Origin of the sequence: Lentzea sp. NPDC006480, from assembly GCF_040611995.1 — a bacterium.
Taxonomy (GTDB): domain Bacteria; phylum Actinomycetota; class Actinomycetes; order Mycobacteriales; family Pseudonocardiaceae; genus Lentzea.
Window position 1 is genome coordinate 53,345 of the sequence record NZ_JBEXPJ010000015.1, and the last position, 21,715, is coordinate 75,059.

Annotated in this window: 23 protein-coding genes; 15 read left to right on the forward strand and 8 right to left on the reverse strand. The window is 68.4% G+C overall.

Annotation, left to right across the window (positions count from 1 at the left end; genetic code table 11):
• Positions 1-64 precede the first annotated feature (64 nt).
• Entirely contained in the window at positions 65-1,678 is a 1,614-nt protein-coding gene (locus ABZX92_RS09020) for a hypothetical protein (protein WP_355555614.1), read from the forward strand.
• Here the strand turns inward: ABZX92_RS09020 and ABZX92_RS09025 are convergent.
• Complete coding sequence (locus ABZX92_RS09025; protein ID WP_355555616.1) at positions 1,671-2,813, reverse strand: cysteine desulfurase-like protein; 1,143 nt, start codon at positions 2,811-2,813, stop codon at positions 1,671-1,673. The two genes, ABZX92_RS09020 and ABZX92_RS09025, sit on opposite strands and share 8 nt — an antisense overlap.
• 229 nt (positions 2,814-3,042) lie before the next feature.
• On the opposite strand from ABZX92_RS09025, the gene ABZX92_RS09030 reads away from it, so the two are divergent.
• Positions 3,043-5,265 (forward strand): glycoside hydrolase family 95-like protein, encoded by a 2,223-nt coding sequence (locus ABZX92_RS09030; RefSeq protein WP_355555618.1) that lies wholly within the window; start codon positions 3,043-3,045, stop codon positions 5,263-5,265.
• Here the strand turns inward: ABZX92_RS09030 and ABZX92_RS09035 are convergent.
• Positions 5,262-6,401, reverse strand: coding sequence for a GNAT family N-acetyltransferase (locus ABZX92_RS09035; RefSeq protein ID WP_355555620.1), 1,140 nt, complete (start codon positions 6,399-6,401; stop codon positions 5,262-5,264). The two genes, ABZX92_RS09030 and ABZX92_RS09035, sit on opposite strands and share 4 nt — an antisense overlap.
• Positions 6,402-6,456: 55 nt before the next feature.
• Between ABZX92_RS09035 and ABZX92_RS09040 the strand changes: the two genes are divergently transcribed.
• The 3 genes from ABZX92_RS09040 (at position 6,457) to ABZX92_RS09050 (ending at position 9,180) form a co-directional block, all read left to right on the forward strand.
• Positions 6,457-6,960: a DinB family protein gene (locus ABZX92_RS09040; protein ID WP_355555622.1), complete on the forward strand. Its 504-nt coding sequence runs from the start codon at positions 6,457-6,459 to the stop codon at positions 6,958-6,960.
• A gap of 82 nt (positions 6,961-7,042) precedes the next feature.
• The gene (locus ABZX92_RS09045; RefSeq protein ID WP_355555624.1) at positions 7,043-7,957 is read left to right on the forward strand and encodes an NADP-dependent oxidoreductase; all 915 of its coding nucleotides are present in this window, start codon (positions 7,043-7,045) and stop codon (positions 7,955-7,957) included.
• A 71-nt stretch (positions 7,958-8,028) separates the two neighbouring features.
• Positions 8,029-9,180, forward strand: a complete 1,152-nt coding sequence (locus tag ABZX92_RS09050) for an endonuclease (RefSeq protein ID WP_355555626.1) — start codon at positions 8,029-8,031, stop codon at positions 9,178-9,180.
• Here ABZX92_RS09050 and ABZX92_RS09055 read toward each other — a convergent pair.
• The gene (locus ABZX92_RS09055) at positions 9,140-9,613 is read right to left on the reverse strand and encodes an NUDIX domain-containing protein (protein ID WP_355555628.1); all 474 of its coding nucleotides are present in this window, start codon (positions 9,611-9,613) and stop codon (positions 9,140-9,142) included. The genes ABZX92_RS09050 and ABZX92_RS09055 overlap by 41 nt on opposite strands.
• 10 nt (positions 9,614-9,623) lie before the next feature.
• Here ABZX92_RS09055 and ABZX92_RS09060 point away from each other — a divergent pair, with 10 nt between their 5' ends.
• Together ABZX92_RS09060 and ABZX92_RS09065 are read left to right on the forward strand one after the other, a co-directional pair.
• Positions 9,624-10,682: a DNA polymerase IV gene (locus ABZX92_RS09060; protein ID WP_355555630.1), complete on the forward strand. Its 1,059-nt coding sequence runs from the start codon at positions 9,624-9,626 to the stop codon at positions 10,680-10,682.
• A gap of 31 nt (positions 10,683-10,713) precedes the next feature.
• Positions 10,714-10,929, forward strand: coding sequence for a hypothetical protein (locus tag ABZX92_RS09065; RefSeq protein WP_355555632.1), 216 nt, complete (start codon positions 10,714-10,716; stop codon positions 10,927-10,929).
• 1 nt (position 10,930) lies between these two features.
• Here ABZX92_RS09065 and ABZX92_RS09070 read toward each other — a convergent pair whose 3' ends face one another.
• Positions 10,931-11,659, reverse strand: a complete 729-nt coding sequence (locus ABZX92_RS09070; protein ID WP_355555634.1) for a class I SAM-dependent methyltransferase — start codon at positions 11,657-11,659, stop codon at positions 10,931-10,933.
• Positions 11,660-11,734: 75 nt separating this feature from the next.
• Between ABZX92_RS09070 and ABZX92_RS09075 the strand changes: the two genes are divergently transcribed.
• The 4 genes from ABZX92_RS09075 to ABZX92_RS09090 all read left to right on the forward strand — a co-directional run bounded on the left by ABZX92_RS09075 (position 11,735) and on the right by ABZX92_RS09090 (position 15,794).
• On the forward strand, positions 11,735-12,562 hold the full coding sequence (locus ABZX92_RS09075; RefSeq protein WP_355555636.1) for a hypothetical protein: 828 nt from the start codon (positions 11,735-11,737) through the stop codon (positions 12,560-12,562).
• A 158-nt stretch (positions 12,563-12,720) separates the two neighbouring features.
• Entirely contained in the window at positions 12,721-12,897 is a 177-nt protein-coding gene (locus ABZX92_RS09080; protein ID WP_355555638.1) for a DUF397 domain-containing protein, read from the forward strand.
• 168 nt (positions 12,898-13,065) lie between these two features.
• On the forward strand, positions 13,066-13,932 hold the full coding sequence (locus ABZX92_RS09085) for a helix-turn-helix transcriptional regulator (RefSeq protein ID WP_355555640.1): 867 nt from the start codon (positions 13,066-13,068) through the stop codon (positions 13,930-13,932).
• A gap of 281 nt (positions 13,933-14,213) precedes the next feature.
• Entirely contained in the window at positions 14,214-15,794 is a 1,581-nt protein-coding gene (locus ABZX92_RS09090; RefSeq protein ID WP_355555642.1) for a TIR domain-containing protein, read from the forward strand.
• 90 nt (positions 15,795-15,884) lie between these two features.
• Here ABZX92_RS09090 and ABZX92_RS09095 read toward each other — a convergent pair whose 3' ends face one another.
• The 3 genes from ABZX92_RS09095 to ABZX92_RS09105 are packed head-to-tail and all read right to left on the reverse strand — an operon-like array spanning position 15,885 to position 17,584.
• The gene (locus ABZX92_RS09095; RefSeq protein ID WP_355555644.1) at positions 15,885-16,769 is read right to left on the reverse strand and encodes an SRPBCC domain-containing protein; all 885 of its coding nucleotides are present in this window, start codon (positions 16,767-16,769) and stop codon (positions 15,885-15,887) included.
• Between the two features lie 4 nt (positions 16,770-16,773).
• Positions 16,774-17,085, reverse strand: coding sequence for a metalloregulator ArsR/SmtB family transcription factor (locus ABZX92_RS09100; RefSeq protein ID WP_355555646.1), 312 nt, complete (start codon positions 17,083-17,085; stop codon positions 16,774-16,776).
• A gap of 43 nt (positions 17,086-17,128) precedes the next feature.
• Positions 17,129-17,584, reverse strand: coding sequence for a GyrI-like domain-containing protein (locus tag ABZX92_RS09105; protein WP_355555648.1), 456 nt, complete (start codon positions 17,582-17,584; stop codon positions 17,129-17,131).
• Positions 17,585-17,659: 75 nt separating this feature from the next.
• On the opposite strand from ABZX92_RS09105, the gene ABZX92_RS09110 reads away from it, so the two are divergent.
• Positions 17,660-18,796, forward strand: a complete 1,137-nt coding sequence (locus tag ABZX92_RS09110; RefSeq protein ID WP_355555650.1) for a PLP-dependent aminotransferase family protein — start codon at positions 17,660-17,662, stop codon at positions 18,794-18,796.
• Positions 18,797-19,252: 456 nt separating this feature from the next.
• A complete protein-coding gene (locus ABZX92_RS09115; RefSeq protein WP_355555652.1) occupies positions 19,253-19,411 on the forward strand; it encodes a hypothetical protein in 159 nt (52 codons plus the stop codon).
• On the opposite strand, the gene ABZX92_RS09120 is transcribed toward ABZX92_RS09115, so the two are convergent.
• The gene (locus ABZX92_RS09120) at positions 19,408-19,821 is read right to left on the reverse strand and encodes a PPOX class F420-dependent oxidoreductase (protein WP_355555654.1); all 414 of its coding nucleotides are present in this window, start codon (positions 19,819-19,821) and stop codon (positions 19,408-19,410) included. The genes ABZX92_RS09115 and ABZX92_RS09120 overlap by 4 nt on opposite strands.
• 102 nt (positions 19,822-19,923) lie before the next feature.
• Between ABZX92_RS09120 and ABZX92_RS09125 the strand changes: the two genes are divergently transcribed.
• Both ABZX92_RS09125 and ABZX92_RS09130 read left to right on the forward strand, forming a co-directional pair.
• Complete coding sequence (locus tag ABZX92_RS09125) at positions 19,924-20,616, forward strand: SDR family oxidoreductase (RefSeq protein WP_355555656.1); 693 nt, start codon at positions 19,924-19,926, stop codon at positions 20,614-20,616.
• Positions 20,616-21,407: a helix-turn-helix transcriptional regulator gene (locus tag ABZX92_RS09130; RefSeq protein WP_355555691.1), complete on the forward strand. Its 792-nt coding sequence runs from the start codon at positions 20,616-20,618 to the stop codon at positions 21,405-21,407. Before ABZX92_RS09125 ends, ABZX92_RS09130 begins: the two co-directional genes overlap by 1 nt.
• The last annotated feature ends 308 nt before the right edge of the window (positions 21,408-21,715 follow it).

The following is a 21,715-nucleotide window of genomic DNA, read 5'->3' on the forward strand; positions in this document are numbered from 1 at the left end:
AAGTGACCTGCGGATACCCGTTTCTTTGCGGGGGAATCGCACCGTTCGGAGCAACGGTCGTGTCATGATCCGCGTCATGGACGTCCAGCGGTGGCAATCGGCCGCGGTTCCGTGGTGGGTGACCAAGGTCGGGTTGGTCGGTGGCTGGATCGTCGCCTTCTACTTCGCCGTGAGCGCGAACGAGGTCCCGTGCACGGCCGCGCAGCCGTGTCTGCCGGACCCCGTGTTCGCGCTCGCCGTGGTGCCGTTGCTGGCCACACCGCTGCTGTTGTTGTTCGGCCGTGTGCTCACGGGTTGTGCGATGGGTGTCGCGTTCGGTGCGCTGGACATCGTGCTCGACGGGTCGTCGACGGCCAACGTCGCGTTCGGGTTGCACGCGGTTGCGTGCGCGATCGTGGCAGCGTGGACGCTCCGGTCGCGCGCGGACCAGCACGCTGCCGCGGGTGCCGCTGCCGTCTCGTTGCCGGACATGCCGCCACCGCGCGGAGTTCTGCGCATCATCGCGGTGCTGCTCGTCCTGTTCGGCTTTCTGACGTTCGTGCAGTACGACCTGACGAACGGTGAGATCGAGCAGCACGCCGCGAAGGCGAACCGGGTCGAGGCCGAGGTCGTCGACATCAAGGACACCTACGACGTGTGGGTCGAGCTGCCGGGCAGGCAGCGCGCGAAGTTCCAGCCGCTCGCGCCGGAGACGTACCAGATCGGCGACGCGGTGATGGTGCTCGCGGACGGCTCGTGGGTGCAGATGGCGAACGAACCCGAGGACGTCACGTGGTGGCTCACGCTCGGTGGCGCCGCGGTGTTCCTGGCGATCATGCTCGCGGCCCGTGAACGCCGCCGCCGCGCGTTGTGGACCGGGCCGGTGAAGGCGCTCAGGTTGCAGGCACATCCGGTCGGGCCGCGCCGGATCCTGTTGCGGTACCACAAGACCGACATCGCGACCGTGGCCACGCTCGCCGACCTCGGGCTGGAGGAGCCGCTCTACCACGACACCGAGCAGTTCGGCCGGGTGTGGCGGGGCGAGGAGGACGCGCCGGTGCAGCTCGACCCCGCCGAGGTCCTCGTCGCGGGCGAGTGGCACCACGGCGGCCAGGTCGCGTTGCTGGTCGAGGGCGAGGTCGTGGCCACCAGCACGCTGAGCCGGGTCCGGCCGCGGCACACCGTCCACAGTGCACACCTGCCGGGCGAGCCGGTCACCGCGGGCCTGCCGGTCGAACTGCCCCACGCGATGTGGCCGGGCGACCGGAGGCGAACCGAGGGCGTGGTGCTGCTGCTCGGCGCGGCCGGTGCGCTGATCGCGCTGAAGTACTACCCGGAGCTGATCATCCTGGGCCTGATCGGCGTGCAGTGCGTGCTGTCCGCCGTCACGCGCTTCCAGCCGTTGCTCCGCCTCGACCACAACACCGTCATGCTCTACACGGGCATCTGGACCTACCGCGTGCCGTGGGCGCAGCTGCACGGGGTCCGCCGCGCCGGGCCTCAGCTCATGCTCGCGTTCGGCCCGCACGGCGACGTGATCACGACCCCGCAGCTGCCGGACAAGCAGGCCGGCGAGAAGCTGATGTGGGCGCGCGCTCGTTCGCTGATCGCCGACCACCACGGTGAACGCATCACCCGCAGGCTCAACATCAGCGTGTTCATCGGGCTCGCCTACGTCGGCCTGCTGCTGTTCATCTGATCTTCGCGACGGCCTTGAGCAGACGGTCCACATCGGACTCGTCGGTGTACGGGCCGATGCCCGCTCGCACCGCGCCCTTGTCGCCCAGGCCGAGCCAGCGCGAGCACTCGATGGCGTAGAAGTGGCCCGCCGGAGCGTTGACGCCCTCGGCGCCGAGCCTGCGGTACACCTCGGCGGGCTCCAGGCCGTCGACCGAGAACAGCACGGTCGGGGTGCGCTGCGAGGCCTTGCTGTAGATCCGCACGCCGAGCTCGCGCAGCCCGTTCTCGAGCTGGTCGCGCAGCCCGAACTCGTGTTCTTCGAGGCCTTCGAGCCCGCGCAGGAACTCCACCGCGGCGGTCGTTCCCGCGAGCAGCTCGTACGGCAGCGTGCCCAGCTCGAACCGTTCCGGCACGGTGTTGGCCGACGGGAGCAGCTTGTCCGGCCGCAACGTCTCCAGCAGCTCGGGCGCGGCCGCCAGCACGCCCATGTGCGGGCCGAGGAACTTGTACGGCGAGCACACGAAGAAGTCCGCGTCCATCGCCTCGATGTCCACCGGCAGGTGTGGTGTGTAGTGCACGCCGTCGACGTACACGAACGCCGCCATCTCGTGCGCCGCCGCCGCGATCGCCGCCACGTCCGGGCGGGTGCCGAGCAGGTTCGACGCCGCCGTGATCGCGACGACGCGAGTGCGGTCGGACAGCAGGTTCGTGACGGCCTCGATGGGCAGCTCACCGGTCGTGCGGTCGAACGGCGCCCAACGGACCGTTGCCCGCGCCGCCTCGGCCGCCTGCACCCACGGCCTGATGTTCGCGTCGTGATCGATCCGGGTCACGATGATCTCGTCGCCCGGCCGCCAGTTCTTCGACAACGTGCGGGAGAAGTCGTAGGTCAGCTGGGTCATGCAGCGGCCGAACACGACGGCGCCCGCGTTCAGGAACTCGCCCATCGTGCGGCGGGCTTTCCGGACGATCTCCTCGGCCCGGCGTTCCGAGGCCGTGACGCTGCCGCGGTTCGAGATCGCCGAGGTCAGGGCTTCGCGGACCGCGTCGCCGACGACGTCCGGCGTCTGCGAGCCGCCGGGTCCGTCGAAGTGCGCGGCACCCTCGCGCAACGCGGGGAAGTGGGCGCGGACCGCAGCGACGTCGTAGGCCATGCCCTCATGGTGCTGGAGCACCCGCGAAACGGGAAAGGATCAACCGGAGGGTGCTGTACTCGGCGCTCAACGCTGCTGCGAGCGCGTTCTCACTTAGATCGGATGTCTCCCGAGGTCATGCGTGCGCCAAGGTCAGACCGAGCACACGGTTTATTGACACGGAACGCTTCAGAGGACTACACATCCGATGAATCGGCCGCCGCCTCCCGATTTCGAGGATGGAGTCGTCGTGCTGTTCTCCCGTCGCACCCTCTTCGCCGGCACTGCCGGTGCCGTGGCGCTTTCGAGAGTTTCCACCGCTTCCGCCGCCGCCGGGGGGCTGGACGACCGGGTCGACTGGGCGTCGTACCTCGGCGGCCTCGACCCGGTGTGGGCGTCCGTGCCGACGACCTTCTACCAGGGCCCGTTCCTCGGCAACGGGGGTCTGGGCACGGCCGTGTACCGCGTCGGCAAGCGGCTCGCGTTCAAGATCGGCGACTCCCGCGTGCGCGACCACCAGGGCACCGGCGGCACGAACTTCGGCAACGCGCGGCTGCCCATCGGCCACTTCCTGTTCGACACCGCGGGTGACATCACGGACGTCGACCTGCGGCTCTCGTTGTGGAACGCGGAACTGACCGGCACGGTCACGACTTCCGTTGGCGTGCTGGACGTTCGGGCGTTCGTGCACGCGTCGAGGGACGTGCTGCTGGTCTCGGCCTCGGTGCGCTCCGGGGCGGAACGGGTGAAGTGGACGTTCGTGCCGGACAAGGCGCGCAGCCCGCGGCTCGACTTCAAGCCGGCGCCGTCCGGGTTGAAGACCAACCCGGATCCCAAGGTCAGCGGCACCGTCTGCACCCAGGACCTGGTGGCGGGCGGGCAGACGGTGACCCGGTGGCAGCTGCGGTCCGGTACGTTGCTGGCCACGGTCGCGCACACCTTCCCCGCGAAGAACGCGGACTCGGTTGCGTCGGAAACGCTCACTACTGCTTCAGTGCTGACTGATGACCAGCTCCGTGCGGAGCATCGTTCGTGGTGGAACTCCTTCTACCCCAAGAGCTTCGTGTCCGTGGCCGACACCCGCCTGGAGAGCTTCTACTGGATCCAGCTCTACAAACTCGCCTGCGCGACCCGGCGCGACCGCCCGGTGCTCGGCACGTGCGGGCCGTGGCTTGAGCCGACGCCGTGGCCGGGCACGTGGTGGAACCTCAACGTGCAGCTGGAGTACTGGATCCTCAACGCCACGAGTCACTGGGAGCTGGACTCGCTCTCGGCGTCACTGGACCGCAGCCGGGACGCGCTGGTGGCGAACGCGCCGTCGCAGTACCGCTCGGACTCGGCCGGGATCGCCCGCACGACTCAGGAGGACCTCAAGGGCGGTGTCGCGCAGCCGGGCGCCGACGGGGATCCCGAGTGCGGGAACCTGTTGTGGGCCTTGCATAACGCGTTCCTGACCTACCGTCACCAGATGGACGACGCCGTGCTGCGCGACCAGGTGTTCCCGTTGCTGCGCCGCGCCGTCAACTACCACCTGCACTTCCTGACCAAGGACTCGAAGGGCGTCTACCACCTGCCGAAGACGTTCTCGCCGGAGTACGGGTCCACAAAGGACTGCAACTACGACCTCGCGCTGCTGCACTGGGGCTGCAGGACGTTGATCTGGGCCAACTCCCGGCTCGGGCTCGCGGATCCGTTGCTGGTCAAGTGGCGTGACGTCATGGACAACCTGGTGAAGCCGCCGCAGGACTCGACGCAGGGGTTCTGGATCGGCGCCGACCTGAAGCTGACCAAGTCGCACCGGCACTACTCGCACCTGCTGTGGTTCTACCCCCTCCACAACTTGGATCCGGCGATCCCAGCCAACCGCGACGCTCTGCAGAAGTCGATGAAGCACTGGCTCAGCTTCACGGGTGCGTTGCAGGGCTACACCTTCACGGGTTCCGGCTCGATGTACGCGTTGCTGGGCGACGGCGACAGCGCGCGCGGGCAGCTGGTCACGTTGCTGGACAAGTACGTACAGCCCAACACGATGTACAAGGAGTCCGGGCCGGTCATCGAGACGCCGCTCTCCGGCGCGCAGACCATGCACGACATGCTGGTGCAGAGCTGGGGCGGGGTCGTGCGGGTCTTCCCCGCGGTGCCGGCGGCGTGGGCGAGCGTGTCCGTGCACAACGTGCGGACCGAGGGTGCGTTCCTGGTCAGCGCGGTGCGGAAGGCGGGCAAGACCCAGTTCATCCGGGTGAAGTCGGTGGCCGGTGAGCCTCTGCGGCTGCATCCGGGCAACCTCGCCGGGCCGTTCGAGGTCGTGCGGTTCGACGGTTCGGCGGTCCCGTTCGAGGCCAACTCCGACGGCACGTTGACGATCACGTTGGCGCGCAACGACGACGTGGTGGTGAAGACGCGCGGTACGTCGCCGGAACTGGTGATCGCTCCGGCCGGTGCGAACACGAAACGGTTCTGGGGCCTGCCCTAAGGCAGGTAGAACGTCAGCAGGTCGCTGGTGACCGGTGGGAACAGCGCGTTCATCAGGTCGAACTTCGGGCCGGGATAGACGTCGCTGAACCACCGGCGCAGCCCGTCGATGCCGTGCGGGCCGAACAGCAACGGAGCGAGGAGGTCCGGGGCGATACCGGCCCCGCCCTCCTCTCCGGGGCCCATCATCGTGCCGCCCCACTCGTACGGACCGATCCCGGTGCCGTCCCAGCGGAAGCGGACGTGGGTGCGGTAGAAGCCGAGCAGCACGTCGGCGGGTTCCTGACCCCGCAGGCGTTTCGTGAACACCGGGCGCAGGTGCTCGAACAGCCTCGGCACGTCCGGGATGCGCACCAGGTACTGCTCCAGGCCAGGGCGCCGGGGTGCCAGGAACTCCTCCAGCACCGGCAGCCGTTCGACGACCTGGTCTGGATTCACCAGCTGCACCAACGCTCTGACCGCTTCGTCGTCTCCGGCGATCTCGCCCAGCACCACGTCGCCCTCCTCCGGCGGCGTGCTGCGGCCGGCGGCGACCGGCGTGCCGGCGCGCTCGACGACCCAGGTGGTGGAGCCGGTGCGGTTGATCAGCCAGCGCCAGCACGGGGTGGAGTGGCCCATGCGCAGGTCCACGTCTTCCTGGGGGTCGCGCTGAAGTCGTTCGAGCACCGGGATGTCAGCTTCGGTCGCACGCCGGATCGTGTGTCCCGCAACGGGTTCGGGTTTCGTGACGAGCGGCCTGGTCTGCTTGACCGGGATCGAGTACGTGTAGCCGAACTGGCGGTAGAAGTACGGGATGCCGATCATCACCTGGACCAGGTGACCGCGTTCGGCCGACCTGTCGTGCGCCCAGCCCATCAGCCGCCGCACCAGGCCCTTGCCCTCGTGCTCGACGTCCGTGGCCACCTGTTCGACCTGTCCGGCCGGGAGGTCGAGGCCGGCCAGCGTCATGGTCTCGTCCATCAGCGTGGCGGTGGAGACGATCCGCTCGCCGTCGGTGGCGACCGCGACCCACTCGCAGCCCGCGTCCGGGTCGGTCATCAGCAGGCGGGCGTCGACTCCGTCACTGGGGTCCATCCGCGAGATGATGAGCTTCTCGACCTGGTCCACGTCCTCGGCGCGCGAGGTGCGAATCTCCACCAGCCGAGTGTTTCCAGGACAGTGGATGTCCGCAAACGGATTTACCGTTCCCGGCATGGACTGGAACAAGCAGTTGACAGACCAGCTCGACTGGCACTGGCGGGTCCAGGCGCGGCCGCGGCTCGACGGCCTGACCGACGACGAGTACTTCTGGAAGCCGGTGCCCGACGCGTGGACCGTCCGCCCGGTCGGCTCGGTCGACTTCGAGCACCCGCAGCCCAAGCCCGCGCCGGTCACCACGATCGCGTGGCGGATGGCGCACATCATCGTCGGCGTCTTCAACATGCGCACTGCCTCGCACTTCGGTGGTCCGCCGGTCGACTACACGACGTGGCAGTACGCGAAGACCGCCGACGAGGCGCTGAAACAGCTGGACGACGCCTACGAGGCGTGGATGGCCGGCGCCCGCACGGCGGACCTCTCGAAGGCCGTCGGTCCGGCCGAGGGGCCGTTCGCCGAGGAGCCGATGGCCACTCTCGTGTTGCACATCAACCGCGAGGTGATCCACCACCTCGCCGAGGTCGCCCTGCTTCGCGACTTGTACCTCCGAGAGAGTTAGTTACCTCGAAGTGCCTACTTTCTAAAAGTTGGCGCTAACTGCAAGATGGTGCCCATCGAGAACATCGAAGGGGATCATCATCATGCGAGTCATCACGCAGAAGACCGTCGGGGCCGCGTCCGTGCTGGAGGTCGCGGAGGTCGCGAAGCCGGTGCCCGGAGCCGGTCAGGTGCTGGTCAAGGTGGGTGCGGCCGGCGTGAACCCGGTCGACACGTACATCCGCGCCGGTGGCTACCCCGCGCTCGGCGAGCCGCCGTTCACGCTGGGCTGGGACATCGCGGGCACCGTCGAGCAGCTCGGTGAGGGAGTGACCGAGTTCGCCGCCGGTGACGAGGTCCACGGGCTGCTCACCTGGCCCGGCACCGGCGGTGGCTACGCCGAGTACGCCGTGGCGAACGCGTCCGACCTGGTGGCGCGGCCGTCGTACCTGACCGTCGAGGAGGCGGGCGCGGTACCGATGGTGGCTTTGACCGCGTGGCAGGCGCTGGTCGGTCGTGGCGGGCTCGCCGCGGGTCAGCGCGTGTTGATCCACGCGGCGGCCGGTGGGGTCGGGCACGTCGCGGTGCAGATCGCCAAGGCGCAGGGTGCGCACGTGATCGGCACGGCGTCGGCGGCCAAGCACGACTTCCTGCGTTCGCTCGGCGCGGACGAGCTCATCGACTACCGGCACGAGGACTTCACGTCGATCGAGCCGGTCGACGTCGTGCTGGACACGATCGGCGGGGACTACGCGGAGCGGTCCGCGAAGGTCCTGAAGCCCGGTGGCGTGCTCGTGTCGATCATTCCGGGCAATCCGGGTTTTGACGTTGACCGAGCCGTGGACCTCGGCATCCGGTTCGAGTTGTTCATGGGCGTCTCCGCGTCCGGGGCCGACCTCGCCGCGTTGCCGCAGCTCAAGGTGCAGATCGACCACGCAGTGCCGCTCGCGGACGCCGCGAAGGCGCACGAGCTCGTCGAGTCGAAGAGGACCACGGGCAAGGTCGTCCTGGTGCCGTGATCAAGCGTTAACCATCCGTTGACCGGCTCAACCGATCGTGTGCACAACATTCACGCGATCGGGGAGGGCACATGGCGCGGTGGAGTCCACTTGCGTTAGTCATCGGTTTGTTGGCGGCGGTCGGCCTGTACGGGTCGACCGCCGCTGTCGCAGCAGTTCCGCTCACCGTTGCCCAGGCGATCGCCACGCAGAACGGATCCGCGAACACGGTTCGGGGATACGTCGTGGGTCAGCCCACTGCTACCAACACGGTCGTGCGTTCGAACTACCCGAGCGACTACGCGCTGGCGCTGGCTGACTCGGCGTCCCAGACCAGCACGTCGAACATGGTCTACGTGCAGATCCCGTCGGCGTTCCGCGCGTCGTGGGGCATGCAGTCGAACCCGTCGCTGCTGGGCAAGCAGATCGACGTGACGGGCACGTTGAGCGCGTACTTCTCACACGCCGGTCTGATCTCCACGACGGCGTTCGCGTTCGCCGGTACGGCACCGCCGACCACTACAACAACGCCTCCGCCGACGACCACGACAACGCCTCCGACGTCCTGCGAGGCCTACTACACGGCGGCCTGCGGCAAGTCCGGTGCCGCGTTGAAGTCGGCGTTGAACGGAATCATCAAGAACCACACGGTGATCGGCTACGGGGCGGTCTGGGATGCGCTGATGGACACCGACCAGGATCCGAACAACTCGAACAACGTGATCCTGGTGTACAGCGGCATTTCGCGGTCGAAGGCGCAGCACGGCGCCACCAGTGCCGACTGGAACCGGGAGCACGTCTGGGCCAAGTCGCACGGCCCCTTCGACGAGAACGACACGCCGGGCAACGACATCCACCACCTGAAGCCCGAGGACGTGGACGTCAACGCCGCCCGCGGCAGCCTGGACTTCGACAACGGTGGCAGCCCGGTCACCGAGGCTCCGCAGAGCCGCAAGGACGGCGACTCGTTCGAGCCGCGTGACGCCGTCAAGGGCGACGTCGCACGGATGCTGTTCTACATGGCCGTGCGCTACGAGAGCGGCCCGGACCTGGAGCTCAACAACTCGGTCGGCAACGGCTCAGCTCCGCTCATGGGCAAGCTGTCGGTGCTCAAGCAGTGGAGCCAGCAGGACCCGCCGGACGCGTTCGAGAAGCGCCGCAACCAGGTGATCTTCGACAGGTACCAGCACAACCGGAACCCGTTCATCGACCACCCGGAGTGGGTCTCGGCCATCTGGCCGTGAGTCGTTCGAGGAAGGGGCGTTGCGCGGAGACGATCTTCGCGCTCGCCTCTTCCACGCTGAACCACTGCACGCGATCGACCTCGGGGAACTCCTTCTTCTGGCCCGACTTCGGCGGCCACTCCATTTCGAACGTGCCGGGCGTGACGGTCTCCGGGTCCAGGTCGCCTTCGAGCGCCCACACCGTGATGACCTTGCCGGAACCCTTGGCCTCGCCGAGCGGGATCAGCTCACCAGCGGGCACCGGCAGTCCGAGCTCCTCGGTGAACTCCCTGCGCGCGGCGTCTTCCGGCGTCTCGTCCTCGGTGTACTCGCCCTTCGGCACCGACCACGCGCCGGCGTCCTTGCGGGCCCAGAAAGGGCCGCCCATGTGCCCCAGCAGCACCTCTAGCTGGTCCGTTCGCCTGAACAGCAGGATCCCCGCCGACCGTTTCATACTGTCCAGCATGGCGGACTGGGTCCTGCACGTGGACCTCGACCAGTTCATCGCGGCGGTCGAGGTGTTGCGCGACCCGTCGTTGCGCGGCAGGCCCGTGGTGGTGGGCGGCAACGGCGACCCGACCGAGCGCGCGGTCGTCGCCACGGCGTCGTACGAGGCGCGGGAGTTCGGCGTGCATTCCGGGATGCCGTTGCGGACCGCGTTCAAGAAGCTGCCCGACGCCGTGTTCCTGCCCGTCGACCACGGGCTGTACGAGGCGGCGTCGGCGGAGGTGATGGCCGTGCTGCGGTCGTTCCCGGTCGTCGTCGAGGTGATGGGGTGGGACGAGGCGTTCGTCGGCGCGTCGGTGGACGACCCGTTCGAGCTGGCCCGGTCGTTGCAGGCGGCGGTGCTGGCCGCGACCGGTCTGCACTGCTCGGTCGGCATCGGGGACAACAAGCTGCGGGCCAAGATCGCGACCGAGTTCGGCAAGCCGGCCGGGACGTTCCAGCTGACCCGCGAGAACTGGGTCGAGGTGATGGGGCACCGGCCGACGTCCGCGCTGTGGGGGATCGGGGCGAAGACCGAGCGCAAGCTGGCCGAGCTGGGCGTCGTGACCGTCATAGACCTGGCGTCGGCGCCGGTCGAGGCGTTGGCCGGCCGGTTCGGGCCGCGGATGGGCCCGTACTTCCGGACCGTGGCGCTGGGGGCGGGCGACCCGGTGGTGTCCGCGACGCCGTGGGTGGTGAAGTCCCGGTCGCACGAGAAGACCTTCCAGCAGGACCTCACGTCGATGGAGGACATCCGGCGCGAGGTCGTTGGTCTGGCCCACCAGGTGGCGGAGGACGTTCGGGTTGAGGGGCGGCCGGTCGTGCGGGTGGGTGTGAAGGTGCGCTTCGTGCCCTTCTTCACGAAGGTGCGGCTGATGAAGCTACCTGCGCCGACGTCGTCTCCGGACGATCTCGCGGCCGCCGCGCTGACCGTGCTCGACCGGTTCGAACACGGCCGCGCCGTACGTCTTCTGGGGGTGCGCGCGGAATTCTCTGCCGATGATGTCGAACCGACCCCTTCTTCTTCGACGTACTAGTAAGTACACGCTTTACCGCGAGGAGAAGAAGATGACCGCCTCATCGCTCACACACCGCGACCGCGCAGTTCTCAGAGCCGTCGCCGACGGCCGTTGCGAGATCTCCGGAAGCTCCCTGCTCGTCGACGGCCTGTGCTGCGCCGACCAGTTCGCCGGCCTCCGCCTGAGGACTGCGGGCCTGATCAGCACCCGTCCGGGCCCCGCAGCCCTCACCTCGGCCGGCTACGAGATCCTTTCCGCTGCCTGATTCATTTCCTGGGGTTCTTGCGGAAGACCGACATCAGGTACTTGTTCGCGAACCGATAACCGCCGTCTTGAGTGCGGAACTGTTCGGTCGCGGCCCTGATCTTCTGCGCCACACTTTCTTCGCCATCGGCCTCGATGATCGGCTGGTAGCCGCCTGTGCTCAGGAAGGCGCGCAGCATCGTGGCCTCGTCGGGGAAGTGCTGCGGAATGTCGATCGTCAGTTTCTCCTGCGGTTGCGGTGTCTTCGCGTGCCGGCGTCCGCTGGGACCTTTCACGCTCCACCCGACGGTGATGGTGTCGCTCGGGTGCTCCGGGTGCCAGTCGCACACGACCACGTAGTCGTTGCTGACCCGGACGGCCTCCGCGAACGCCGCCTCGGGGTCGTCCGCGAAGAACAGCGCGTTGAACGCCGTGACGACGTCGAACGTGCCGTCCTGCCAAGGCAGCGGCCCGAGCGCGCGCACGTGGAACTCGGCGGCGGGTGCGGTCTTCCTGGCCAGTTTGATCATTTCATGTGACGCGTCGATGCCGGTGGCGTGCGCGCCCGCTTCCGTTGCCAGGGCGCAGAACTCGCCGCTGCCGCAGCCGAGGTCGAGCAGAGTGCTGCCGGGACCGGTGTTCGTGCGTTCGATCGCGGTCTTCCAGGCGGGCAGGGACATCTTCGCGCCGAGAGCTGCTCGGTGCGCGGCCCGGCGGCCCCAGAGTTCGCCCACCGGCGTCGCGTCGGTCATGCCCTCGAGGGTAGCCAGGTGATCACCGGGTGCGCTCGCGGAAAACCAGTGGCCGGTGCGGGGATCATGGTGGGCATGAGTGCGCTGAGCCGAGTGCTGCGGGCATTGGGCGGGGAGGACGCGCTGGACCGGCTCGCGCGGTTGTCCGGCAGCGACCTCACGACCTTCTTGCTCGCGCTGACGCGGCGGCGCGCGGGGGCGTTGTCGGGGCCGGATGTGTTGCGGCAGTACCGTTCCGACCGCTTCGTGGGTCCTGCCTCGGTTCCATTCGCGGTGCTGCGGGCGGCGGAGGACCGGTTGCTGTCGGCTCTGCCGCCGTCGTTCTCCACGGTGGGGCTTTCGCCGGTGGTGCCGCTGGGGACGTGCTCCGCGGTCGCCGAGCTGGACCAGAACAACGTGCTGTCCACGACTCGGGGCACCGAGGTCGCGGCTGATCCGACGAACTCCCTGGCGTTGGAGGCCGCGGTGCGTCGGCGGTCATCGGCCGATGACGTGCGGCTTGCGGCTGTGCAGCGCGTGGTGCGGGCGCAGGTGTTCGAAGGAGCCGGGCGGTTCGCGCACTTCACGTTGTTCGCCGCGGTGTCGGCTGGACGTGATCGTGGCTCGCTTGCCTTTGAGCGGCAACACTTCGCCGAGCACATCGCGTTGCTGCGCGAAGCCTGCGGGGACGTCGAAGTCCGCGTGACGGTGCTGGATCCCCGGTTCGAGGTGGTGCGCGGCTCGCTGACCGCCGACCCGTCGCGCCGGACCGGGTACTACAAAGGCTTGTGCTACAAGGTTTATCTCCACGGCGAGGAGATCGGTGACGGCGGGTTCACCGACTGGACGCAGCGGTTGCTCGGCAACCGCAAGGAGCGGTTGCTGATCAGCGGCGTCGGCGTTGACCGGTTCGCGTTGCTCTGATTCCAGGTCGTACCAACAACTTTCGCTGTCGCCGTGTCCTTGATCTGACACCTTTCTGTCCACTGGGCGGCGCACCTCTGGCGGTGTCTCGATCAACTTGCCGGACCTAGTCTCGGGTGTGGCCTTGTCGGGTCGGGGACCGCGCCGGGAGGGCGATGATGGCGGCAGAGCTCACGTGGAAGCGCAGCTCATACAGCGGTAGCGGGGAATCCAGCTGCGTTGAACTCGCTCGTGGCATCGGAGTGATGTGGGTCAGGGACTCCAAGGACCGCGGCTTGTGGCTCGCGGTCTCGTTCACCGGGTGGCGCGCCTTCCTGGCTCTCGCGCGTTCGTGAGTGTGCCGAACGGGTGATGCCGTCACCCAGAAGTCGTCAGCGAGTTGATCAGCCGCCGCTTCGGCTGCTATTTCTCCCTCTGAAACTGGTCAATTGGTTGACAAGCATTGTGGAACCCCTCCAATTGGCCACTACCATTCTGCTACCTAGCAGATTGAGGGAGGAGGGGTGTTGCCCCGCAAGGAAAGTCCGGTCGTGTTGCAGAAGCGCCTGCTCGCAGAGCTGAAGCAGACGCGGGTCGGACTCGATCTCAGTCAGCAGGCTGTCGCGGAAGCGATGGACTGGTCCGTTTCGAAACTGATCAGGATTGAAAAGGGGGAGAACAAGATCTCGGTGACCGACGTGCAGGCGCTCCTGTTCCACTACGGCGTGCGGGACGACGCCCGTGTCGCCGAACTGGTGGGGATGACCAGGGCGATCCGGCAGTCGAAGTCGGCGTGGATGGAGAAGTACAAGGGCTTGTTCAGTGAGCAGTTCGCGAGGTTCGTCGAGCTGGAGGCGTCCGCGATCCGGATCCGCCAGTGCCAGCTCAGCGTCATCCCCGGACTGGTCCAGGTGCCGGAGTACGCGCGCGATCTGATCACGACCTACGGGATGTCGGGTGAGCGGGCCGAACGTGCTGTCGAGATCCGCATGGAGCGGCAGAGGTTGCTCGAGCCGGACGGCCCCGAGATCTTCTTCTGCCTGGACGAGTCCGTGCTGCACCGCGTCATCGGTGACCGCGACGTGCTCCGCAAGCAGTTGCAGCGGGTCAAGGAAGTGGCCGCACTCCCGCACGTGACCATCCAGATCATGCCTTTCTCCACCGGCATCCACGCGGCGATGTCGGGCTCGTTCGCGATCCTGGAGTTCTCCGAGGGGGAGGAGGACTTCGCGCTGCTGCTCGAGCACTCAGGTCGCGACGAGATCATCACGTCCGGGCCGGAGCTCAAGGAGTACTTGAGCCGCTTTCACCAGCTCGAGAACTACGCGTTGCCGGCCGAGGAGACGCCGAACGTGATCGACCGGCGGCTACGGGAGTTGGGAGGTCTTTGATCCGCGAGGCCGGGCGGGTGGCTGTTGGCGCAGCCACTCGCCCGATGGCAACCACAACCGAACCCCAGTCCCATGAGGCGAGGCGATGTCGCCGTCCGTCAGCGTATGACGTTCGACCCCTGATGAGTGCCGCCATCCAGGTCCCGTTCGGGTGATTGGTCCTCGCCGCACCGGTCCAGCCGGATCGGTGCGCGACCACACCCGCAGGAGGCGCACCATGTGTGACACCACCAGAAATCGCTTTCGGCCCCTTGAGGTTCCCGGTTGGGGAGGGTGCTGCGATGGCCATATTCGTTAGCTACAGCAGTAGCGATGGAGGCCCTACCGCGTCGGCGGTGGTCGCGGCGTTGCGGGCACGCGGTTTCGACGTGTTGTGGGACGGCGATCTCAGCATCATCCACCCGCTGTCCATTCCGGCCTGGATGGAGACGGCGGTCCGCGATCGGACAGTCCTGGTCATCGTGTCCGACGACTATCTGAAAGCGTTGCTGTCCAACGATTTCGTGGAGCGCAGGGGAGTGCGCTACGAGGCGGGCCTGGTGCGGCACAAGATCTACCACCACGGCGGCGCGCACGGATGCGCGGTGCTGCCGGTCGTGCCGCCGGGGATCGACGCCAACGCGTTGCCGTCGGTGCTGCAGCAGCTGGTGATCCACCGGTTCGATCCGGGTAACCGCCACGGTGAGGAGGAGCTGGTGCGAAGTCTCGGCGCGCTCGAGGCCGGGGGTGGTGTGATGCGCGCGGAACCGGAAGGCGTCTACCAGACCCGGATGATGCTGGCTGGACTGGAAGCCTGCCCGCCGTCCTCCACGCAGGCCTACGAGCTGGCGTGTTCCTTGGTGGAGCAGGGAGAAGGCGACCTGGAGCTCGCCAGGGCGTTCGACTCGGTCGTCGGCGTGGCCAAGGCGCACGGCGACGTGGGTCTGGTCAGCCGGCTGTCCGACGTGTGTTTGAAGACGCTCTCGTCAACGTTGCCGCTGAAGGGCGAAGGCGCGTTGAAGGCGAAGGTCCTGGTGTCGGGCCAGTCGTGGTACCTGTTGCGGGAGCACCGGTTCAGCCAGGCGGCGTCCGTGGCCGAAGAGGGGGCGCAGATCGCGAAGAAGTACCGCGATCTGTACACGGCGGCACGCGGGCAACGTGCCCACGCGCGCGTTCTGCTGCACATGGCGACGGAAGCGCTTCCGTACGACCGGGAGTTCTACCTGCGCAACTGCGAGCACCTGCTGATCCTCGCCACCACGCTGTTCCGCTCCATCTCCGGTCCGACGAGCGAGGAGGTCGGGGTGTGCGCCTCGCTCCAGGCGGAACGGCAGCTGCTGCGGTACGAGATGACGCGGGACCGCTCGGAGCTGGGTGCGGCTTTTGAGCGCGCTCAGGTGGCCGAGGGACTGCTGACGCCGGGCACCGAGCCGTACCAGTGGCTCGCCGTGCTGCAGGCCAGGCTGTGCCTCGCCGCCCGGAAGTACAACGAGGGCAAGGAGTTCGTCACCGACGTCATCACCACCGCGGACTTCCCCGAGGCGGTCGCCAGGTCCCTGCAGGTGCGCGCCGACCTGCTGCTCGCCACTCGGGAGAAGCCCGAGGCCGTGCTGGACCTCCTCCTCGCCGAGGAGAAGTTCCGCTCGCTCGGCTGCGAGTACGCGGCGGCGACGTGCTGGTGGACGATCGCCCGGATCGACTCGACCAAGCTCGTCAGCTTCCGGCTGACCCCGGCCGACGTGCTCCGGCTCGAGGACCTGGCGCCGGATCCGCGCGACCGGCGGCTGGCCGTGCTGGAGCACGAACACCGGGCGGCCCGGCGGCTGGGACGGCGGGCCGCGCCGGACTGGGCCTGCCTCGTCGACCGGGTGCAGCACGAGTGATGCCCTGTGGCGCGGCCGTTGTCGCCGGACGGCCGCGTTCGGCCGGGACTCCTGCCGGCGTGGCCGTGTCCTGCCTGAGTGCGCTGGGGCTCAGCGCTCCGCGTAGCGCTTGGCCAGCTCCTCCTCCCGGTCCTTCGGCCACGGGCAGCGGATCTCGCCCTGAGTGGCGGCGAAGAACAGCTCCAGGTGCACGTGCCAGGCCGCGAGCGCCTCGGGGCCGTGCGCGTTCTCCTGGACCAGCGTGACCGTGGTGCCCTGCAGCTTGACGTGCTCGAACTCCCAGCGGACGACGCCCTTCGGTGCGCCGTCCTGGAGCCATTCGAACTCCAGCAGGTGTGGTGCCTCGGCCCTGGTGACCTTGCCCGGGGTGAGGCCGGGGTGGACGGCGCGGGCCGGGACCGCGGTGTCCGCGGCGCCTTCGGTCAGGAGCTGCCAGACCTCGTCGAGCGGCTTCCAGACCAGGTCGCGGACGAACGTGACGCCCGCCGGCTCGTCGGTGCCCTCGTCGAGGCCGAACTCGGCGATGTAGTGCTCGATCAGCGGCAGCCACTCCGTCGGCGGCTCGAACTTCGTGCCGTCGGCGTGGGCGACCAGTGCGTCGAGACAGGTGGTCCAGCCTGGTGCGTCGCGGCCCACGGAGAGCTTGTTCGTGACCACGGCGGTGAAGACGAGCAGGCAGCCGTCCTCGCGCGGGAGGATCTCGAAGCGCAGCACGTCGTTGAGCCAGCGGAAGGCGAAGACCTTCGGCGGGTCGGACTCCAGCAGTTCGCCCTCGCCGCCGTCCGCGTCGACCGGCGCCTCGCTCGGGAAGGTGAAACTCATCTTCCGGCCGTCGATCGTGACCTCGGCCGGGAACCAGTGCTTCATCTCGGCCGGCTCGGTGACCACCCGCCAGACCTTCTCCGGCGAGTGCCGCAGCCTGCGCTCGAAGCGCAGGACGGGCTTGCCCTCGATCATCTGCAGTTCGGCGTCCACGGGTTCAGTCCCCTTCGATCTCGTCGAGCCGGCGTTCGAGTGCGTCCAGGCTCTTCTCCCACATCCGCCGGTAGGGCGCGAGCCAGGCGTCGATCTCGGCCAGCGGACCGGGGGCGAGCCGGTACCAGCGCCGTTGGGCGTCGGTGCGCACCTCGACGAGACCGGCCTCGCGCAGCACCTTGAGGTGTTTCGAGACGGTCGGCTGGGTGAGCGTCAACCGGTCGACGAGGTCACCGACCGGCCGCTCGCGCTCCCGCAGCAGGTCGAGGATCTCCCGGCGACTCTGATCGGCCAGCACGGCGAATGTAGATGCCATGCCAGCAATATAGCTCACTCGGCATATACGCGCGAGCCCGAACTCAGTCCGCGAGCCTGATCGCCACCTCCGTCGTCCACTTGCTCGAATCCGGCTCCACGGCCGGGTCGGTGAAGTACGTCTCCAGGCGGGCGCCCCACCTGTCGCCGTCGCGGTCGAACCGCACCGTGTGCGCCAGCAGCTCCTCGGTGACAGCGGCCAGCCCGTCCGGACTGCCCTCGTGCACCGCCACCGCGTACTGACCGGCGGGCAGCGTCGCGGTGAACACGTCGCCCTCGCCGGGCACCTCGGCGATGGTGGGAATGCCGGCCTCGACCTCGAACTCGTCGCCCGACACGCGTAAGTACCGGAAGAACGGCGCGCCGAGGATCGGTAACTCGCGATCGGCCAGCCACTGCATGACCTCGGGAAAGCGGTGGGCGATCTTGGCGAACGTCTCGAGCGTGACGGTGGCCCTGATGGCGGCGTAGGGCTGGTCTCCACGTGTCTCAATGTCCATGCCCGCCACGCTAGTCACGACCACCGACAGAAAATCCGCATCCGCCTGGAACCCGCGCCGGTTAACGTGAAGTTCATGCACCGCACCCTCCCCGTGGCCAGCTCCCCGGTGCGCGATCTGCTCGCGCTGACCTCCCGTCCCGAGGTGATTTCCTTCGCAGGTGGACTTCCCGCCCCCGAGTTGTTCGACCAGGACGGTCTGCGCGCCGCCTACGACCACGCCCTGCGAGACCGCTCGGTGCTGCAATACGCCCCCACAGAAGGAAATCCGGCCCTGCGCTCGCTGATCTCCGACCGGCTGACGGCCCGCGGGCTGCCCACTTCGGACGTCCTGATCACCACAGGCTCGCAGCAGGCGCTGGCCCTGGTCGCGACCGCCCTGCTGGAACCGGGCGCCGTCGTGGCCGTGGAGGAACCGACGTATTTGGCCGCGCTGCAGTGTTTCCAGATGGCGGGAGCCCGGATCGTCCCGGTCGCCGCCGACGCCGACGGGATGGACATCTCGGCATTGCGGTCCGTTGTGGCCTCGTCGCGGCCGTCGATGTTGTATCTGGTGCCGACGTTCGCGAACCCGACGGGCCGCACCTTGTCGTCTTCGCGCCGCGCCGAGATCGCCGAGCTGGCTTCGGAGCACGGTTTCTGGGTCGTCGAGGACGATCCGTACAGCGAGCTGCGCTACCGGGGCGCCGCGGTCGCACCGCTCGCATCCATCAGCGACAGAACCATCTACCTGGGCAGCTTCTCGAAGATCGGCTCGCCCGGCATGCGCCTCGGCTGGTTGCGCGCGCCTGCCTCACTGCTGCGCACCCTGACGATCGTGAAGCAGGCGGCCGACCTGCACACGTCCACTGTGGACCAAGCCGCGTGCGCGTCTTACCTGACGCACAACGATCTCGACGCGCACGTGGCCCGGTTGTGCGCGGCTTATGGCGAGCGGCGTTCAGCGATGATCTCGGCACTGCCCGGCGCTTTTCCCGACGGCACCACGTGGACCGACCCGGACGGCGGCATGTTCGTGTGGCTGCGCCTGCCCGGCTCCGTCGACAGCGCCGAACTGCTGAAGGAAGCTCTGACCCACGACGTCGCTTTCGTGCCGGGCGCGCCCTTCTACGCTGTTGCACCGGACCACTCGACGCTCCGGATGTCGTTCACCAGCAACACACCCGAGGAAATCGCCGAGGGCATGGCCCGCCTGGCCAAGGTGTGCTGGTGATCGCTCCTGCCGAACTGTCAGACCTCGTGAGTACGTTGAAACGCAGGGGTTCCCAGTTCGGGGGTACCCCTGCGTGAGCGTGCGCGACGGTGCAGAGAGGCCTCGCGAAGTAGCCGCGCGGGCGCTGAGGATTCGCGCTTTGCGCCTGAGCGGGAGACGCTGGTCGGGCGCGGCGGCCCGGCCGGGCGACCTGTCGGCCACGTCGCTCGGCCGCGGAGGCTCGTGATCGCGAACCAGTGTCAGACCTCGTGAGTACGTTGAGATGTAGGGGTTCCCAGCTCGGGGGTACCCCTGCGTGAGCGTGCCCGGATTGCATCACGTGGTTGACAAACGTCGGCCTGCTGCCCGTACCGATTCCCCAGCTTGCCCGCTCGGCGGCCGGCTGCTGGCCGGCTCCGACGTCACCAGCGTGCGCCGCGCCGATGGCACCCGTTCGGCCGCACGCTGACCAAAGCCTTGCGAGACGCCGGATTCACCTACGACAACCGCAACCGTCGCGTCGGTTACACCGGCGAGGGGCGGCCGCGGCTGCCGTTCACCTGTCTGGGCGCGGACGACCGGGCAGGCCCGAACTGCACGGGCCGGCCCGCCGTCCACTCCTGTTACGAGCTCTAGGAGACCCAGGGGCCGACGCCTGCCACGCGGTCGACCTTGATGCGCGTGACGAAGCCGGGCGGCGGGTAGTCGAACGGCGGGAACTTCACGTCCGGGCCGAGGTAGGTGTGCGCGAGGCGTTGGAGGAGCTCGGGCGCCCCGCCCTCGGTGATGCGCGCGGTGCCGTAGATGACGAGGTGCTCCTGCAGGCCCATCTCGTTGATGACGGGAGTCTCGAGGGACAGCACGACGCGGCCGTCGTTGCGGATGTTGCGGACCTTCTGGTGTGCCATCAGGTGGCCGGAGACGATCTCGTCGCCGTCCAGGCCCACCCAGATGATGGTCACCTGGGGTGCGCCGTCCTTGCCCAGCGTCACGAGGTGGCCCAGCGCGTTGGACTCCAGCACTGCCCTGGCGGATTCGGGAAGCATGACCGGGACGCTACGCCGGTTCGCCGGGTTCAGCCTGGTCTTCGCAGACCCAGGAAAGAGCGGGTCTGGTTGGGCGCTGCGCAGGCCTGGAGTCTCGTGGTCATGAAGACGTTTCTGATCACAGGTGGCGGTAGCGGTATCGGGCTCGCGACGGCGAAGGTGCTCGTCGAGGAGGGCGCGCGGGTCGTGGTGGCCGGGCGGTCCGCGGAGCGGCTGGCGTTGGCGCGCAAGGAGATCGGCGTCGAGACCGTCGTCGCGGACGTGTCGAGGCTGGCTGAGGTCGAGGCGTTGATGGAGTCGGTCGGGGAGGTCGACGGGCTGTTCGCGAATGCCGGAGTTGGGGTGTTCGCGGAGTTCGGGAAGATCACCGAGGAGGACGTGGACCGGGTGTTCGCCACGAACTTCAAGGGCGTCTACTTCACGGTGCAGCAGGCGCGGTTGAAGCCGGGGGCGTCGGTGGTGCTCAACGCTTCGTGGACGGTGCATCGCGGGTTCGCCGGGGCGTCGCTGTACACGGCCAGCAAGGCGGCGGTGCACAGCCTGGCACGAACGCTCGGCGCCGAGTTGCCGCACGTTCGGGTGAACACGGTGAGCCCTGGGTACATCGCGACGGACATGTTCCACGAGAACGTGGAGGACGGCGAGCCGTTCCGCAGGCAGGTGGCGATGGGGCGCCTCGGTGAGCCGGAGGACGTGGCGCACGTGGTGGCGTTCCTGCTGTCCGAGCGTGCGGCGTACGTCACGGGGCAGGACTTCGTCGTGGACGGCGGACTGGTCGGGGCGATCCCGGCATGATGGGGTCCGTGAGCGAGTTGGGGGAGTTTCTGAGGGCACGGCGCGCGGCACTGGACCCGCCGGTGCGGGCCTCGCGGCGGCGCGTTCCGGGGCTGCGCCGCGAGGAGCTGGCGCAGCTGGCCGGGATCAGCGTCGACTACTACACGCGCATGGAGCAGGGGCGCGCCGCCAACGCGTCCGACTCGATCTTGGACGCGCTGGCCGCGGCGCTCGGCCTGGACGGGGCTGAGCGCGCGCATCTCTACCGGCTGGCGCGGCCCACGCGGGTGGTGGCGTCGTCGGAGGAGGTGCGGCCCGCGTTGAGGTGGTTGCTCGACGCGTTGCAGGGCGTGCCCGCCATGGTGCTCGGCCGGCGGCTCGACGTGCTGGCGTGGAACCCGTTGGCCGCGGCGCTCGTCACGGACTTCCGCGAGCAGCCGAACATGGTGCGCTACATGTTCACCGACCCGGCCGCGCAGGAGCTGTTCGTCGGGTGGATGGACTGCGCGCGCGAGAACGTCGGCTACCTGCGTGCGGACTACGGCGTGCACCCCGACGACCCGGCGCTGCTCGCGCTGGTCGAGGAGCTGTCCGCGGTGTCGCCGGTGTTCCGCGCGTTGTGGGCGGAGCATCCCGTGCGCGATCGTGCACCGATGTTCAAGCGCGTCAACCACCCGCAGCTCGGACCGCTGGAGCTGGCCGCGGAACCGCTGACGTCGGACGCGGGGCAGGTCCTGGTGACCTACGTGGCCGCGCCGGGCAGCCCGTCCGAGGACGCGTTGCGGTTGCTGGCTTCTCTCGCCGTCACGTGAACTTCGCGGCAGGGCCGTCCGGTGAAGCCGTGCGACGCGCGGCTTCACCTGTCGTCACGTGAACCTCGCGGTCAGCTGAACAGCTCCAGCGAGTCCTGGTGGTACTCGCACCGGCCACCGCCGGTCGCGATCGTGCAGGGCATGCCCTTCTTCGTGAGGGCACCACACTGCAACGCCGGGTCGTGCACGTGACACAGTCCGTTGGCACCAGCGGTGATCGGACACGGCGTGCCCTTCTTGGTGGGCGCGCCGCACGGTTCGCCGCTGAGCTCTCGCGGTTGCTTCACCTTCGCGGGCTTCTTCGGTTT